Consider the following 16765-nt stretch of genomic DNA (forward strand, 5'->3'; position numbering starts at 1 on the left):
TAATTTCTATTTGTCTATGCCGGAAGTCTTGGCTATCTTGCGTATTTTCTGCAGAGCTTTATCACGTATTTGACGTACTCGTTCTCTCTTCAAGTTCATAAAGTCGCCTATTTCCATGAGCGTGTGTTTCTCGCACCCAATACCGAAGAAAAGGCTTATCACTTGTTGTTGTCTTTGGTCTAACACTCTCCTCATAAGTCGTTCCAACTCTGCCTTGAACGACTCGTCATTAATATGCTCATCAGCCATCAGCGCATTTGTGTCTTTCAGAACATGCAGCAAATTGAATGAATTACGACTTCCGGCAGGTATAGGTGCTTCTACCGAAACAACCTTTCTACTTTCTGAGTTTAGTGGCGCAGAAAGCCGGCTTTGCGAGTCTGCGCCTTGACGGAGCAATAACTGTTCTATTTGTTTCCTAATAAAAGGAGCTGCAAACGGAGCAAAGCGCTTCTCTTTGGAAGGCGTATATTTTTTTGCGGCATAAAGCAAACCGATATTACCCTCGCTCACGAGGTCTTCCATATCGACACCTTGATGTTGATATTGCTTGGCAATGAAGACAACAAATTTTAGATTTGCTTTGGTCAGTCTTTCCAAAGCAGCCTCGTCGCCATTCTGAATTTTCTCTGCAAGTTTCATTTCTTCCAGACTTGTCAGAAAGCTTTCGCCGCCGATTTCGTCAAGATAAAGTTTCATAGAAGATTTTCCCGTCTGTTTCATATATCCTAACTTTATGCCGTTAAAGTTCTTATCCTAAGTATTTCACCAAGATGCGTGCGTAACCACTTTCGCGTAACTTCTGTATACTCTTTTCCCGAATTTGTCTCACACGTTCACGTGTAAGGCCGAATTCTTCTCCTATCTCCTCGAGCCCTTTCTCGGTACATCCGATGCCGAAGCTCTCTTTTAAGATAGCTACTTCGCGCGGTTTCAGTGCATTGGCCATAGCATCATCAAGATCACTATTCATTGATTCGCGGTCTACGATACGATCTGCTCTCGAGTCGTCCCCAGAAGCTAAAACGTCTGCCATGCTATTTTCGTCATCATCACTGAATGGCGCATCAATGCTCATGTGATGATTATCGGCGCGCATGGTTTGGCTGATTTTATTCTCGTCTATATTCGTAAGGCTTGCAAGTTCTTGGGTTGACGGGCGTCGCTGGTGCTCCTGTTCGAATTTGGCAACTTCGCTATTGATTTTACTTAGTGCTCCAACTTGATTAAGAGGTAGTCTTACAATGCGACTTTGTTCGGCAATGGCCTGTAAAATGGACTGTCTGATCCACCAAACAGCATAAGAAATGAATTTAAAACCTCGTGTTTCGTCGAATTTTTCAGCAGCTTTTACCAAGCCAATATTACCCTCATCGATTAAATCTGTTAAAGAGAGCCCCTGATGTTGATATTGTTTGGCCACAGAGACTACAAATCGAAGATTAGCATTAATAAGCTTTTCTTTAGCACGTTCGCCTTCTTTTCCTCCTTTCCGTATCAATTGCGCCAGTTCAGTCTCCTCGTCAATGCTTACCATTGGTAGACGTCCTATCTCCAATAAATATTTGTCAAGCGACTCACTCGAACGGTTTGTTATGCTTCGCTGGATTTTTAATTGTCTCATTCTTGTTTCCTCTTTTTACTCATACTTGGCAAAGGTAGGTGTACTTTTTGTAATATACTTCCCCTTATCTAAAAACATTTAGCAATCTGTTCGCCGAAATACTCTTACTACATAGCTTGCATGTAGTCAGTACTTCGAATTATAGAGCATGTTCATGTTATTGTTAGCCTCACTTTACTAATTGAACTGCAAAATTATTCATTTATTTTCTAATAACCTAATTACTTTCGCACGAATTACATTTTTTTGCATCATATGCTTTGATATTTTCGCTTATTTTTACTATTTCGAATTACGAAATGAAGTGTCGGCAACAAAAACTTTCTATAGACATTCTATTTAAGTTTGCTAAAAGTTATGTCTATTGCTGATATTTTATACATGTATGACTGATAGATATAAAAAAGACGTTTTAATCCTATTATTTCTTTCCGTTGATGGGCGCTTACTATCTTTATTCGCCTTTTGATATTCTGCTCCTTATTTGCTTAGTTGTCTTGTCGTTTAATTTATTTATAGGCATGAAACCTTCTGTCAATAGTGAGTATTCTTCCGCTATATTCTCTATTCGTGCAGTAAATTCTTTTATGCCAAGTTCTTGTAATACCTCTACCATACGGCTCTCATTGTAGGGTAGAGAGGTCATCAGGCCTGCAATTTCGGCAAGTGTTTCTTGTAATATTTCCCCTCTGCGGAATTGATATTCTGCATAGAGCAGCAATGTGCAAATACGGATGATATTCGTTTCTGCTCCGCTTATTTCTTTCATTCTTTGGTCTATTTGTTGGCGAATAAGACGGTCGTGTTCTTGTATAGTATCGGTATACAGATCATATATTTGCTGTGATGCATCGGCGGCACTAATATCATTTGTAATTATAGGGTTCTTAATCAATACGATCTTGCCGTTCCAACCTGTTGCTTTCAATGTTTCGAATTCAATTGCACTGAATGCATGCAAGACAGAAACCCGTTGAAGGGTGCTCTTCTGAAATGATGATTGCCAGAGTTGATTACGAATATTCCTCTGATGCAACGTCCAAGGTTGGAAGCTACCTAAAGGAGAATAAACAATCGGTATCTGCAATTTATAGGCTTGCTTGATCAGTTTGGCACAAGTATCACTCCATGTACTGAAAATATGTAGAATGGTTGTGTGCTGTTTCGAAAGGTCTACAGAACGATGATGGATGTCAACTTTCACATTATCGCCCATGCTATGAGTAATTTGGGCGATAAACTGATGAAAATATTCTATAGAGTCGATTTTTTTAGATACATAGAGAATTACATTCATAGCTTGTGCGTTGTAAAATCGTACTTGTCGGCTTTCTTGTATTTTAGCAGATGGGCGATATTATACACTATAATGCCGAATTCAAAAGGAATAATTTTGAAAGGAGATATCTTTTCGCCGAACCTCGATAAGGCTTTACCAGCTATATGGATACGGAGGATGAAAGTAATAAGTAATGATAGTCCGGCTACGCTGCAGATAATCCAATCTTCTTGTATCAGTGAATACACGATTGCAACAACAATAAACATATAATTGACAAGCATGGCCGACATATCAATATTGAATAAGGCCCGAATTCTACGAGAACGCCGAAGGAATTTACGCGAGTTTAAATAAAAAAGATGTTTATTTATCCATGCTTCATGAGTAGGAGAGGTATCTTTTATCCATGATTGCGGTCGTAATTCTATAGCAGTTTGCCTCTTATGTGCAAATTTGTTTACAAGAAAATCGTATTCTCCACGTATCGCATGCAGATTTCCGCGATAACCGCCACCGGATATAAACTCACTCTTTTTGAAGGCAAGATTGGTTCCGTTGGTGCGATAGGCAGTTCCTTTTAACGCCTGCCGCATAAGGTAATACGATGTGTGAAGCCGTTCGAACCGTTGAAAAGCATTGCTATCGGAAGAATAATTGCTATAACCGATCACCAAATTGGTTGAAGACGTGAAGTTCTCAGCCATACTATATAGCCATTTGTCTGACTGTGGAGAGCAGAAAGCATCTGTCAGTATGTTCCATTCATACTTCGATGCTTTAACACCTACGGTAACAGCTAATTTTTTACGACTCATATATCGGGAGCCTGCAGGTATGAAAGTAACATATAAATGAGTATTATCGGCAAACCTTTTTATAACATTTTCTGTTTCTACATCTCCCTTTTCCATGACGATAATGACTTGAAAGTCTGCAGGATAGTCTTGAGATAGGAAAAGCGGTAAGTGTTTTGATAAATCATCAGCATTGCCATGCACGGTTATAATCACCGAAAGAGGAGGAGGTGCCGCTATTGGTTCTTTTCCTTGGGGAGTGGTTTTATTACCAAAATCGATTTTTCTGAAAAAGGGATTTAATAGGGGAGTAAGTCCTGCAAATAAAAAGAGCAAGCCACAGACAACAAGCGTTATTTCGCTGAAAATCATATTTCTTCTGTTATATATCCTTTAGGTAATTTCCTACAATTATATTGACTTGCCATAATTTCTCCGTAGGCACCTGCAGAACGGATGGCAATTAAATCGCCTCGATGGGTAGTGTTGAGATCGATGGATTTAGCAAAAACATCGCTCGACTCGCAAATGGGGCCGACTACATCGTAGGTTTGTAACTTCTCGTCACTCGATATATTTTCAATTTTATGATACGCTTGATATAATGCCGGTCTTATTAAATCTGTCATACCTGCATCTACAATCACGAATTGTTTGTGAGTTCCTTGCTTCACATATAAAACACGAGTGATTAAACTACCGCATTGACCAACTACAGACCGTCCTAACTCGAAATGAAGGATTTGACCGTCTCGCAATTTTAAATGGCGATGATATGCATTGAAATATGAATGAAAGTCGGGAATAGGTTCTCTATTGGGATGCTCGTAATTTATTCCTAATCCTCCTCCTACATTAATATGTTTCACAAGAAAACGGTTTCGTTCGAGATGTTCTTGCAAATCATTGATACGATTACATAAAGCTATGAAATCTCCCATGTCGAGTATTTGTGAGCCGATGTGGAAATGTAAGCCGATAATCTTTATATTTTTCATTGAAGTGGCTTGGGTTATCACATTTTCTATATCGATTATAGAAATACCGAACTTATTCTCTGCAAGTCCTGTTTTGATATTGACATGAGTATGAGCACCTACATCGGGATTGATTCTAAGGGCAATCTTTGCCGTTTTGTCTTTTTTTTCGGCTAATTCGTTAATAACCTCAAGTTCTTCTAAACTTTCTACATTGAAGCAAAATATATCTTTATCCAATCCGAGATTTATTTCCCAATCGCTTTTTCCTACCCCTGCATAAACAATCTTCGACGTAGGAAAACCGGTGGATATTGCTGCATTAATCTCACCACCGCTTACACAATCTGCGCCAAAACCAGACTGACAAATAATATTGAGAATTTTCGGATTGGCATTTGCTTTGATAGCATAATGAACTTTATAGTTCTCGTATTTATCGACTTCCTTATGAATTACGTTCAAAGTTTCGCGTAAAATATCTGTATCATAGTAATAAAAAGGCGTTTTAATACTATGAAATTTAGTAAGAGAAAAAACTCCTTTCATGCCTTATTTATTAAATAGAACATTACTAAGATTTTGTAACGCTTGTTTTTTGTCTTCTTCTTTAATTAAGAATGAGATATTATAATTCGAACCTCCATAAGATACCATTCGTACTGGAATATTCTTCATAGCATCTAAGGCAAGCGTTTCAAAACCGACATTACTCCATTCGAGATCTCCAACTACGCACACGATGCACATGTTTTCATCGACAGTAACCGTACCGTATTTCTTCAATTCGTTTACAATATCATTGATGTGAGTAGGATTGTCGATACTCATCGATACGCCGACTTCGCTTGTTGCAATCATATCGATAGGTGTCTGATAGCTTTCGAATATCTCGAAAACTTTACGCAAAAAGCCTGTTGCCAAAAGCATACGTGAAGACTTTATTTTTATAGCTGTAATATTATCTTTAGCTGCAACCGCTTTAATTTTTCCTTTAACTATTTTATTATCGATAATAGTGCCTTCTGCATCAGGCTCCATTGTGTTTTTCAGCCTTACAGGAATGCCTGCATACTTTGCAGGCTGTACGCATGTAGGATGAAGAATCTTTGCACCGAAATAAGCTAATTCTGCAGCTTCTTCGAAATTAAGTTGTTTAACAGCCTCCGTCTTATCTACGATCCGAGGATCATTATTATGCATACCATCAATATCTGTCCATATAACGATCTCTTCTGATGATAGTGCTGCGCCAATCAACGATGCCGTATAATCCGAGCCACCACGTTGAAGATTATCTATTTCACCATATGCATTACGACAGATAAAACCCTGTGTGATATAAATCTGGTAGCCCTCATTGGCATTCATTAATACCGATAGTTTATCTTTGATATAAACGGGATCAGGCTCCGCATTTTTATCTATTTTCATAAAATCTAACGCATTAAGTAACAAAGCCTTAATACCAATTTCTTGAAGGTAATTAACAAGCAAGTTCGTACTGATAATTTCACCTTGCGCAACAATACTTTTTTCTTCAAAGGAAGTGAATATACCTTTGCCAAATGAGCGGAGATAATTAAACTCATCAACTAAAAAATTATGCATTTTCTCCTTATATTCACTTGTCGAATACAGTTCATTGATATGGTTGAAATATTTATTTTCAAGATGATTGATAATTTCATTTGCACCATCAGGATTTTTCTTATATAGGTAATCGGAGATTTCAATAAGAGCATTTGTGGTTCCCGACATGGCAGAGAGTACTACAAAAGTTGATTCTTCCGATTTTGTTATCAATGAAGCTATATTTTTTATGCGCTGTGGTGTTCCAACGGAAGTACCACCAAATTTCATAACTTTCATAAGTTCGTAATATTTAAAACTTAATTATTGTTCTTTGTTGTATCGTTTTCGCTCTCGATGTTTATTCTATTATATTCTTTTGTAACTTCGATAATATGTTTGTTGACACATTGATAAACTACTCCGGGAAATTTATCGAGCATGGGAATATTATGAGTAGACATAATGACAGCAGTTCCTGTTTGGCTGATTTTTTTAAGTAAACTTATAATATTATATGCTGTGTCTGGATCTAAATTACCCGTAGGCTCATCGGCAATAATCATTTGAGGATGATTCAATAACGCTCGAGCTATTGCTATACGTTGCTGCTCTCCTCCGGACAATTCGTATGGCATTTTATCTTTTTTATTAGACATCCCGACTTCTTTCAAAACTTCCTCTATTCTATCGTTTATTTTATTCTTGTCTTTCCACTGTGTCGCTCTTAAGACAAATTGCAGATTTTTATACACGGATCGGTCGTAAAGGAGTTGAAAATCTTGGAATATAATTCCCATTTCTCTTCTCAATGCAGGGATATTCTTATACTTAATTCTTTTCAAATCATGTCCTAAGACCTCCACGGTGCTGTCTTCTGTAGCATCAATATCCAATTCACAATATATTGTTTCAAGTAAAGAACTCTTTCCCGATCCCACTTTTCCGATAATATATACGAATTCACCTTCATCTACATGGAAATTTATATCCTGTAAAATCAGGGACTCTCCTTGATAAACATTTATTTTCCGATAATCGATTAACATGATATTTTAGTGTTTATGCCACGTTTGAATATGACGAGTTTGTAATTCTTTTGCTATGTCTTCAATTCGTAAACCTTTACTTGTCAGCAACACTATTAAGTGATAAAACATATCCGAAGCCTCGTAAATTAATCGTTCACAAGTTCCATTTGTTGCTTCGATGACAGTTTCCAAAGCCTCTTCTCCGACTTTCTGGGCCATACGGTTCATTCCTTCTTTAAATAAAGAAGTAGTATAACTATCTTCTGGCATTTCTTGATAACGCTTCTCTATGAAATCTTGGAGTTCTGTAAGAAAGAGAAGAGGGTTGCATTCATTTACTTCACCCCAACAGGTGTCTGTCCCCTTGTGACATATTGGACCTGTAGGATGTACTTTGATAAGCAATGCGTCGTTATCACAATCTGTCTGTATACTAATAAGATTTAAATAATTTCCCGATGTCTCCCCCTTTGTCCATAAACAATGACGGCTTCGGCTCCAAAACGTAACTTTCTTTGTTTCGACAGTTATATCGTAAGCGTCTTTGTTCATGTATCCAAGCATCAACACTTTCTTTGATGTGGCATCTTGAATAATTGCCGGCACAAGACCTCCCGATTTCCTAAAATCTATTTTCATATTTCCTTCTATAATCTTACATTAACCCCATTTTCTGAAAGATATTTCTTAAGATTTGGTATTTTAATTTCTCCAAAATGGAATACCCCAGCAGCTAAAACTGCGTCAGCTTTTCCCAATATGAATGCATCTTTAAAATGTTCCAATTTTCCTGCACCGCCGCTTGCAATGATGGGTATTGAGAGCTTATCGGCAAGCATAGCTAGTGCTTGGTTCGCATAGCCTTCCCTTACGCCATCATGACTCATGCTGGTGAATAATATTTCACCGGCACCTCTATCTTCAACTTCCTTTGCCCATTCCGACAATTCACGATTGGTTCGCTCACGTCCTCCTTTTGTGTAACAATACCATTTTTCATTTTCAAAGCGGGCGTCAATAGCACATACGCAAACTTGCGAGCCGAATTTCCCAGCAATTTCGTTAATTAAATGTGGTGTTATGATTGCTGCAGAATTTATACTGATCTTGTCTGCTCCGGCATAAAGGAGCTCCTCCACATCTTTAAAGGAGTTGATACCTCCGCCAACAGTAAAGGGGATATTGATTTCTTTTGCAATCTTCGTCACAATTCCTTTAAATGTCTTTCTGTCTTCTATACTTGCTGTAATATCAAGAAATACAAGTTCGTCAGCTCCAGATGCACTGTATGCTTTTCCAAGTTCTACGGGATCACCAGCCTTTCTCAAGTTGATAAAGTTGGTACCCTTCACCGTTTCACCGTCTTTTACATCGAGACAAGGGATAATCCGCTTTGCAATACCTCTACCCATGGGCGGTCTCCTCTATATTGATCCTTCCTTCGTAAAGTGCTTTTCCAACTACGACAGCAGGGATACCGATATTGTCCAGTTCATATATATCATCGTTTGAAGAAACGCCTCCACTTGCAATCAGATAAATGTGGGGAAATCTTTCAATCACTTCTTTATATAAGTCGGTAGATGGTCCTTGCAGTGTGCCGTCTTTACTTATATCAGTACATAAAATATTATTTACTCCATGAGAAATATAGTAGTCGAGGAATGACATCAACTCTACACCCGAATTATCTTTCCATCCGTTAATAGAGATATTTCTTCCTCTCACATCGGCACTAAGGATAATACGATCAGCCCCAAATTTCATCAGCCAACTACAGAATTTCTCTTTTTCTGTCACGGCAATGCTGCCTACTGTAACCATTGCACTTCCATTGGCAAATGCCAATTCTATATCTTCTTCACTTTTGATACCTCCCCCAAAATCAATTGTTAATCCGGTATAAGAAGTAATATCTTTCAAAACGTTGATATTGACGATATGATCGGACTTGGCGCCATCTAAATCTACGACATGCAAACGTTTAAATCCCATCTTTTCAAAGGCTATGGCAGCCGCCACAGGATCATCGTTATATACGGTTTTATGGGAGTAATCTCCTTTTGTAAGACGCACGCATTTTCCACCAATCAAATCTATTGCAGGTATAAGCTCTATCATAACTCCAAAAAATTTTTAAGTATTTTTTCTCCAACATCCCCACTTTTTTCCGGATGAAACTGTGTGGCGTAGAAATTATCTTTATGAAGAGCTGCACTATATGGCTGAATATAATCAGTTGTTGCAATTGTATATTCACAGAGAGGTACATAGTAACTATGTATAAAATACACATATTCTTCCTCCAGAAGTCCATTAAACAAAGACGTACGCATGTCGTAGAGAGCATTCCATCCCATTGCGGGTACTTTTTCTTCATGTTTTTGCGGGCAAAACCTTTTCACATTTACAGGAAAGATACCGATACAATCTGTATTATATTCTTCGGAATACCTGCAAAGAAGCTGCTGTCCAATACATATACCAAGGACAGGTTGTTTCAATTCTCGTATTACATTGTCTAAGCCATGCTCTTTCAAAAACGACATGGTAGAGCGTGCTTCTCCTTGTCCGGGAAACAATATGCGGTCTGCCCTCATAAGCTCTTCAGCCTTATCCGTTATCATCGGTTCTGCTCCCAACCTGTGTAGAGCATTGACCACGGAATAAATATTTCCAGCATTATATTTTATGATTGCTATTTTCATCAACTGAAGATAATCGTTTTATTATGATAAGTAAGAATTTTACGTTCTATATGTTTGGTAACAGCCCGTGATAGAACGATCTTTTCAAGATCACGTCCTTTTAATATAAGACTCTCAGGTGTGTCTTTGTGTGATATTCTAACAACATCTTGCTCGATGATTGGACCTGCATCTAATTCCGCTGTTACATAATGACTGGTCGCACCTATGATTTTCACCCCTCGTTCCCATGCCTGATGGTAGGGGCGTGAACCAACGAAAGCCGGTAGGAATGAGTGATGTATATTGATAATATGATGAGGATAGACCTTAATCATATCATCAGTAATAATCTGCATATATCGGGCCAAGACCACAAATGTAACCTTTTCTCTTTTTAGAAGTTCCATTTCTGCCTTTTCTACCTCTTCTCTATTGGAGTGATCTTTATTAACAGACCACACATAATATGGAATTCCGAATTGCTCTGCAACCTCTCTCAAATTTTCATGGTTACTGACTATACAAGGAATATCTACATTCCATTCGCCGGCCTTATACCGTGCAAGCAGATCATAAAGGCAATGACTTTTCTTGCTTACGAATATAGCCATACGCGGCCTTTCATCATTGAAATATAAACTAAATGTCATTCGGTAGCGTTGTGCATATAACGTTTCTATATATTCATTGATTTTACCACGTGGAATTTGAAAGTCTGCAAGTTCCCATTCTATACGCATGAAAAATCTTTCGTCTTCATGATCTACGTATTGGTCGAGATAGACGATATTGCCTTTATTATCAGTAATGAATTTTGTAATTTCCGATATAATTCCTGATTCATCCGGACAGTGAAGAAGCAATATGGCCGTTGATTTCATCTTTTTTGTATATATTAATCGTTATTGTTCTGTGCAAAGATAGTAATTTTCTTTCAGATTAAAAGGAAATGAAAGGTAAAATAACATGAACAATAATTTCAGAAAGAGAAATCTTAAAACTATGATAGTCTTTTAGTTAATACTTCCTATTATAACTTATTCTTTCTTTGTATGGAGAATGATACTTGTGGCTCCAATGGTAAAAAGAGCGTCATTTTCTATAACACGTTGTTCACGCTCGTTGAGTATCTCATTGCCAACAAACGTACCTGTATAGCTCGGTCCGTCGCGTAAGATATATTTTAACTTGCCATGTTTGTCTTTACTCACATTAATTATGCAATGTGTCATATCTATACTCGGATCATTTGTTTCTATAGGACAGTTAATTCCACTACCTTTCATGTATCTTCCTATAACATTGTCACCAAATTTTAAAGGAAGTATTTGTTTGTAATGGAAAATATTTTCAATAACAACAATTTCTCCGTAATTATTTGAAAGTTGATATTCTTCTGGTTTGTCATTTTTTTGTAGATCTCTCAGTTTGGATATACCAATACGTATTCCAAACTCTTTACCACATTGTGGACACTCGAATATTAAAGACTGTCCGGATTGGTATTTGGTTTCATCAAATGTGATATAATTGTCACATTTAGGACATCTGACTCTTTTCAAAATGGAATTCTCTATTTGACAAACTTGCGAAGAGGGTTAATTTTCTGTAATTGTAGTCAACCAACAATCCGCAAACTCAGAATTATCGTTTAATTTATTTAAAATCGTTCTGGCTTTCATTTCGCTATCATATTTTCCCAAAACAACTTTTGTTCTATGCTTATTCGTATATACCCGAACATCATTGAAACCACGCTTATGCAATCTATCCGCATATTCTCTCGCATTTTTAAGAGTGACGTGGCTTGCTATTACGATCGTATGGTAAGTACTTTTTGTTATTCTCCGCGTGTCTGTAGCAATGGATTTTTTATCTGTGGTCTTTCTTTCTACTGTTTCATTACCCAAATTGATTTTAGTTAATACTGGAACTGTTGTGTAATCTTTAGGTAAAATTCGGTAGAGTAGGTCTGTATTAATCTGTGTTCCTGATGTTGTCAATGTAGATTGATTGCCTAAAGGTGAAGAAAATAAGAAAAAGATAATAGTAGCAATAAACACAGCTGCAACATTTCGCAAAATACTTATTTTAACATAGCCGTGATGTGAGGGTTCGGTTTCTTTGTTCTGGCAATTATATATTTGCTCTGTTTCAAGAGTTGTTGTTCTTTTCTCTTCAACAGTTTGAACATTTTCGGTATCTATGACAAGATTATGGAGAGCATCTATTTGTGCCGTCGACTTTATGTGTTCAAGCGGCAAGAACTCAATAGAACTTAAGCCATAAAGGGCCGGTGTAAGAATACCGGCATTGCATGCTTCGAAATAGTACTTTCCATGCTCATTAATTCCAAGTACACCAACGTTGTTCATAATGTATTGTCCATTAATTTCGATACATTGTTTTAATTCTGCAACGTCTTCTTCTATTCTCTTGATGGCATCAGGATAGCTAATGTCGTAAGCTTCAATGTATGATTGTACTAATAATGAGTCGTTAAGCTTTAATTGAGGATTGAAACCTATTGTACGGATAGGTGGAAAAAACATAGTATCGGATTCGTCATAATATGCCTCGATATGGTGAGTCACGAAACCGCCGAATTCCGGAACAATAACACAGTCGTTACTTAAAAGAAGTATTTCTATATGTCTTTCTAATTCTATCACATGCGCAAAATTATTCTTTTTTCTTGAACTTTGCAACTAAATAAAAGAAAAAGTATCGGATATTGATTAAAAACATTTATATTTTTTGTCAATTTATGTTTTTATATTATCTTTGTCCGATATAATAACAAGAAAGTTACTGATGAACTATAAAGAGACAGAAATTCAAGGCGTATGGATAATAGAGCCTGAAATTTTCAACGATACTCGTGGATACTTCTTTGAAGTGTGGAAGCAATCTGAGTTCAATAAGCATATCGGAGAAATACATTTCATACAAGATAATGAATCCAAATCAACTTTTGGTGTCTTACGAGGATTACATTATCAAAGGGGTATATATTCTCAAGCTAAATTAGTAAGAGTTATCAAAGGAAAGGTTCTTGATGTAGCTGTGGATATACGCCGAAGTTCTCCTACTTTCGGTAAATATATAATGGTAGAGTTAAGCGATGACAACAAAAAGCAATTCTTTATACCACGTGGCTTTGCTCATGGGTTCTTAGTATTGAGCAATGAGGCTATTTTCACCTATAAAGTGGATAACGGCTATGCACCCCAGCATGAAGCTAATATATGTTGGAATGATCCTGAACTGAATATAAAGTGGCCTATTGATCCTGCTAAAATTATAACAAGTCAAAAAGATTTAGCCGCACCACTTTTGAAAAATGCAGAAGTATTCGATTAAAAAATAATTCTATGAATATTGCAATTGTGGGCACCGGATATGTTGGGCTGGTCTCTGGCGCATGCTTTGCCGATACGGGAGTTAACGTTACCTGTGTAGACATAGATTCGAACAAGGTAGAGAAATTAAGACGAGGAGAGATTACAATATACGAACCCGGTCTTGATGAGCTCGTTCTAAAGAATATCAAAGCCGGCCGACTGAAATTCACAACTTCGCTGGAGAAGGTGTTAAATGAGCAGGATATTTTGTTTTCTGCTGTAGGAACCCCACCAGACGAGGATGGTAGTGCAGATCTCAGTTACGTGTTGCAAGTAGCTAAAACTATTGGACAACACTTGAATAAATATCTTGTTGTTGTTACAAAGAGTACGGTGCCGGTAGGAACATCGAGTAAAATCAAGCAAACCATCCAGCATGAACTTGATCTTCGCGGGGTAAAAGTAGAGTTTGATGTGGCAAGTAACCCCGAGTTTTTGAAAGAAGGAAATGCCGTTAAAGATTTCATGAGCCCAGCAAGAGTTGTTGTGGGAACAGAAAGCGAAAATGCTAAGAACCTTTTGTCTCGTTTATACAAACCATTTCTAATCAATAATTTTCGCGTTATATTTATGGATATTCCAAGCGCGGAGATGACAAAATATGCGGCTAATTCTATGCTTGCCACTCGTATATCATTCATGAATGATATAGCTAATTTGTGTGAACTTGTGGGCGCTGATATAAATATGGTACGCGCGGGAATAGGAAGCGACGAGCGTATTGGGCGTAAATTTCTCTATGCCGGTTGTGGGTATGGAGGTTCTTGTTTCCCAAAAGATGTAAAGGCATTGATAAAAACAGCCGATGATCATGGCTATTCTATGAGTGTATTGAAAGCGGTAGAATTGGTAAACCAAAGGCAGAAAGAAGTTGTATTCCATAAACTCAATAAAGCTCTCAATGGAGCATTAAAAGGGAAAACCATTGCTATTTGGGGGCTATCTTTTAAACCGGAAACGGACGATATGCGGGAAGCTACCGCCTTAGTCGTTATCAACATGTTACTTGATGCCGGATGCAGGGTACGTGTATATGATCCGGTTGCTATGGATGAGTGCAGAAGAAGGCTCGGAAATGTAGTTACTTATAGCAAAGACATGTACGAAGTCGTACTCAATGCCGATGCTCTTTTATTGCTTACAGAGTGGAAAGAATTCAGACTTCCCAATTGGGAGGTTATTGCCAAGCTTATGAATAACAAATTTATTATAGACGGTCGTAATATTTTTGATAAAGAAGAATTAGAACATTTCAATTTTGAATATCATTGTATCGGACGTTAATTTTTTTCTATAGCTTGTGTTTTTTATATGATGGAGAGTTTTAAAAGGGTGTTTATTTGTTGTTTACCGCTTTTTTTGTTACAAAGTTGTAACGATAAAAATGGTAAGAACACGGATGGAAGTGTTCGGGAAGATCATAATGCCAAGCATATGTTACAGGGCATATGGGGAGATGAAGAGGAAAATGATGTGAGATTTAGGGCTAAGGGAGATACCATTTTCTACCCAGATACGACAAGTCAGCCGGTGTATTTTCAAATTGTTAGCGATACGCTTGTGCTCCATGGAGCAAATGTGATGAAATATGCTATTGTAAAGCAGACGCCTCATCTCTTCGAATTCAAAAATCAGAATGGGGATGTGGTGAAGCTGATTAAAAGTAATGATCCGAACGACATACACCAATTTGAACATCGTAGGCAAATGGCGTTGAATCAAAATCGATTGATTAAGCGTGATACTGTGGTGATCCAAGGTGATAAACGTTATCATTGTTATGTTCAGGTAAACCCTACGACCTATAAAGTTCTCAAAACCGTTTACAATGACGATGGGGTAGAAGTGGATAATGTATATTATGATAACATCGTACATATCAGTATTTTTCAAGGAACATCTAAAGTTTTTTCTAAAGATTTCTATAAGAATGACTTCACGAAATATGTACCTCAACAATTTTTGAGACAAAGTATACTTAGCGATATTCCTTTCAGTAGGGGCGATAAGCGAGGATTGCATTTTATTGCTAACTTATGCATTCCTGATTCATACTTGAGCTATATCGTGGAGATTATCGTTTCATTCGATGGAAAAATGAGAATGCAAATAAATAAAGAATAAAAATAAATGGAGATGAAACGAGCCGTTCGTCTCCATTAAAGTATTTAAACAACTTTCATCTTACAGACTTCTTTTCCTCTTATCTTCTTTCTCCAAAGTAGAACGCATAGTTCCGGCATCACGAATAAGGTCTTTTATTACCTCGCCTCCAACAATAATTCCGGCAGCTGCAGGGACGAAAGCATTGCTGGCAGGAATAGTTCTGCGCCCCACAAATTCGTGCATATTCTTATCTGAATAAACATCATGGAGACGACAAGCATTTGGAGTGATGTTTATTGGAGCAATCGGTTCTTCTGCACTATAAACTACTTTCAAATGGGGTATGTGCAGTTTTCTTAGTTTTTTACGGATAATCTTTGCCAACGGATCCATCTGAGTTTTATTAATATCAGTTACCCTAAAAGCCGTAGCGTCCATTTTATTAGCTGCTCCCATACAGGAAATGAGTGGTATTTGCAAAGCATAACACCTTTTAATCAATTCGAGTTTAGCCGAAACCGTATCAACGCAATCTATCACATAATTATAGACAGAAAGGTCGATCTCATCGGCATTCGACGGTAGATAAAACATTTGAAATTTATGTACAACACATTCTGGATTTATATCATGAATACGTTCTTCAGCAATGTCTACTTTCAATCTGCCAACAGTGGACAAAAGTGCATATATCTGTCTGTTTATATTGGTTGTGCATACATAGTCATTATCAAAAATGTCCATTTCACCGATACCACTTCTTGCCAATACCTCAGCGACATATCCACCTACGCCTCCTATGCCGAATACGGCAACTCTCGATTCTTTTAAAGTATCTAAAGCTGCCTTGCCAATCAGCAATTGGGTTCTCGAAAATTGATTTTGCATTCTTAATATTCCAGATTTTGGTTGCAAAATTACAAAAAGAAATACATTTATTTGGTATCTTTTTCATATATTTTTCATTTGTCTGTTCACATTGTTCTCTTATTGTTTAAACAGAAAAACGTCGTTTTAAATTATCCTATAAATTATTGTTGTACAGATAGATAGTATATATATATTAATTATATACTATATATAAATACCATATAAGTATTGTTTATATGCAATATATGTTACCCCTGTCTTTCTTATTATATATAAACGTCCATTTCATCGTGAGTATATGACGATACTAAATATATCTGTGTATAAAAATAAAAACATGCGATAAAATGGATGAAAAATGTAGTTTGCTATCCCAAATATGCAGATATTCTTTTGAATATCAAGTAAAATTACA

General features: G+C 37.1%; 18 protein-coding genes. 3 read left to right on the forward strand and 15 right to left on the reverse strand.

Going from position 1 to position 16765, the window contains the following annotated elements:
* Nucleotides 1-6: 6 nt before the first annotated feature.
* The 14 genes from BN3912_RS08055 to BN3912_RS08120 all read right to left on the reverse strand — a co-directional run bounded on the left by BN3912_RS08055 (nt 7) and on the right by BN3912_RS08120 (nt 12642).
* Nucleotides 7-723, reverse strand: coding sequence for a sigma-70 family RNA polymerase sigma factor (locus BN3912_RS08055; protein WP_023983064.1), 717 nt, complete (start codon nt 721-723; stop codon nt 7-9).
* A gap of 28 nt (nt 724-751) precedes the next feature.
* Nucleotides 752-1624 (reverse strand): sigma-70 family RNA polymerase sigma factor, encoded by an 873-nt coding sequence (locus BN3912_RS08060; RefSeq protein ID WP_004370470.1) that lies wholly within the window; start codon nt 1622-1624, stop codon nt 752-754.
* 454 nt (nt 1625-2078) lie between these two features.
* Entirely contained in the window at nt 2079-2921 is an 843-nt protein-coding gene (locus tag BN3912_RS08065) for a glycosyltransferase family protein (RefSeq protein ID WP_023983065.1), read from the reverse strand.
* Complete coding sequence (locus BN3912_RS08070) at nt 2918-4072, reverse strand: glycosyltransferase family protein (protein ID WP_023983066.1); 1155 nt, start codon at nt 4070-4072, stop codon at nt 2918-2920. Before BN3912_RS08070 ends, BN3912_RS08065 begins: the two co-directional genes overlap by 4 nt.
* Entirely contained in the window at nt 4069-5226 is a 1158-nt protein-coding gene (lysA, locus tag BN3912_RS08075) for a diaminopimelate decarboxylase (protein WP_023983067.1), read from the reverse strand. Before lysA ends, BN3912_RS08070 begins: the two co-directional genes overlap by 4 nt.
* Nucleotides 5227-5229: 3 nt before the next feature.
* On the reverse strand, nt 5230-6549 hold the full coding sequence (locus BN3912_RS08080) for an aspartate kinase (RefSeq protein ID WP_023983068.1): 1320 nt from the start codon (nt 6547-6549) through the stop codon (nt 5230-5232).
* Nucleotides 6550-6569: 20 nt separating this feature from the next.
* Nucleotides 6570-7298: a cell division ATP-binding protein FtsE gene (locus BN3912_RS08085; protein WP_023983069.1), complete on the reverse strand. Its 729-nt coding sequence runs from the start codon at nt 7296-7298 to the stop codon at nt 6570-6572.
* A 6-nt stretch (nt 7299-7304) separates the two neighbouring features.
* The gene (gene hisIE, locus BN3912_RS08090) at nt 7305-7919 is read right to left on the reverse strand and encodes a bifunctional phosphoribosyl-AMP cyclohydrolase/phosphoribosyl-ATP diphosphatase HisIE (protein ID WP_023983070.1); all 615 of its coding nucleotides are present in this window, start codon (nt 7917-7919) and stop codon (nt 7305-7307) included.
* Between the two features lie 8 nt (nt 7920-7927).
* A complete protein-coding gene (gene hisF / locus BN3912_RS08095) occupies nt 7928-8692 on the reverse strand; it encodes an imidazole glycerol phosphate synthase subunit HisF (protein ID WP_023983071.1) in 765 nt (254 codons plus the stop codon).
* Entirely contained in the window at nt 8685-9401 is a 717-nt protein-coding gene (gene hisA, locus BN3912_RS08100; protein ID WP_023983072.1) for a 1-(5-phosphoribosyl)-5-[(5-phosphoribosylamino)methylideneamino]imidazole-4-carboxamide isomerase, read from the reverse strand. Before hisA ends, hisF begins: the two co-directional genes overlap by 8 nt.
* Nucleotides 9398-9988, reverse strand: a complete 591-nt coding sequence (gene hisH, locus BN3912_RS08105; protein WP_023983073.1) for an imidazole glycerol phosphate synthase subunit HisH — start codon at nt 9986-9988, stop codon at nt 9398-9400. The genes hisA and hisH overlap by 4 nt, the downstream gene beginning before the upstream one ends.
* Entirely contained in the window at nt 9988-10851 is an 864-nt protein-coding gene (purU, locus tag BN3912_RS08110; RefSeq protein ID WP_023983074.1) for a formyltetrahydrofolate deformylase, read from the reverse strand. The genes hisH and purU overlap by 1 nt, the downstream gene beginning before the upstream one ends.
* 156 nt (nt 10852-11007) lie before the next feature.
* Complete coding sequence (locus BN3912_RS08115) at nt 11008-11532, reverse strand: FHA domain-containing protein (protein ID WP_023983075.1); 525 nt, start codon at nt 11530-11532, stop codon at nt 11008-11010.
* Nucleotides 11533-11568: 36 nt separating this feature from the next.
* Nucleotides 11569-12642: an HU domain-containing protein gene (locus tag BN3912_RS08120; protein WP_023983076.1), complete on the reverse strand. Its 1074-nt coding sequence runs from the start codon at nt 12640-12642 to the stop codon at nt 11569-11571.
* Between the two features lie 142 nt (nt 12643-12784).
* Here BN3912_RS08120 and rfbC point away from each other — a divergent pair, with 142 nt between their 5' ends.
* From rfbC to BN3912_RS08135, 3 genes are read left to right on the forward strand one after another with little or no spacing between them, the layout of a single operon-like run.
* Nucleotides 12785-13333, forward strand: a complete 549-nt coding sequence (gene rfbC / locus BN3912_RS08125) for a dTDP-4-dehydrorhamnose 3,5-epimerase (protein ID WP_023983077.1) — start codon at nt 12785-12787, stop codon at nt 13331-13333.
* Nucleotides 13334-13344: 11 nt separating this feature from the next.
* Complete coding sequence (locus BN3912_RS08130) at nt 13345-14658, forward strand: UDP-glucose dehydrogenase family protein (RefSeq protein WP_023983078.1); 1314 nt, start codon at nt 13345-13347, stop codon at nt 14656-14658.
* A gap of 27 nt (nt 14659-14685) precedes the next feature.
* Nucleotides 14686-15498 (forward strand): DUF4738 domain-containing protein, encoded by an 813-nt coding sequence (locus BN3912_RS08135; protein WP_023983079.1) that lies wholly within the window; start codon nt 14686-14688, stop codon nt 15496-15498.
* A gap of 60 nt (nt 15499-15558) precedes the next feature.
* On the opposite strand, the gene BN3912_RS08140 is transcribed toward BN3912_RS08135, so the two are convergent.
* Nucleotides 15559-16368, reverse strand: a complete 810-nt coding sequence (locus BN3912_RS08140) for a tRNA threonylcarbamoyladenosine dehydratase (RefSeq protein WP_023983080.1) — start codon at nt 16366-16368, stop codon at nt 15559-15561.
* Nucleotides 16369-16765: the final 397 nt, after the last annotated feature.

Origin of the sequence: Prevotella phocaeensis (assembly GCF_900065875.1) — a bacterium.
Taxonomy (GTDB): Bacteria; Bacteroidota; Bacteroidia; order Bacteroidales; family Bacteroidaceae; genus Prevotella; species Prevotella phocaeensis.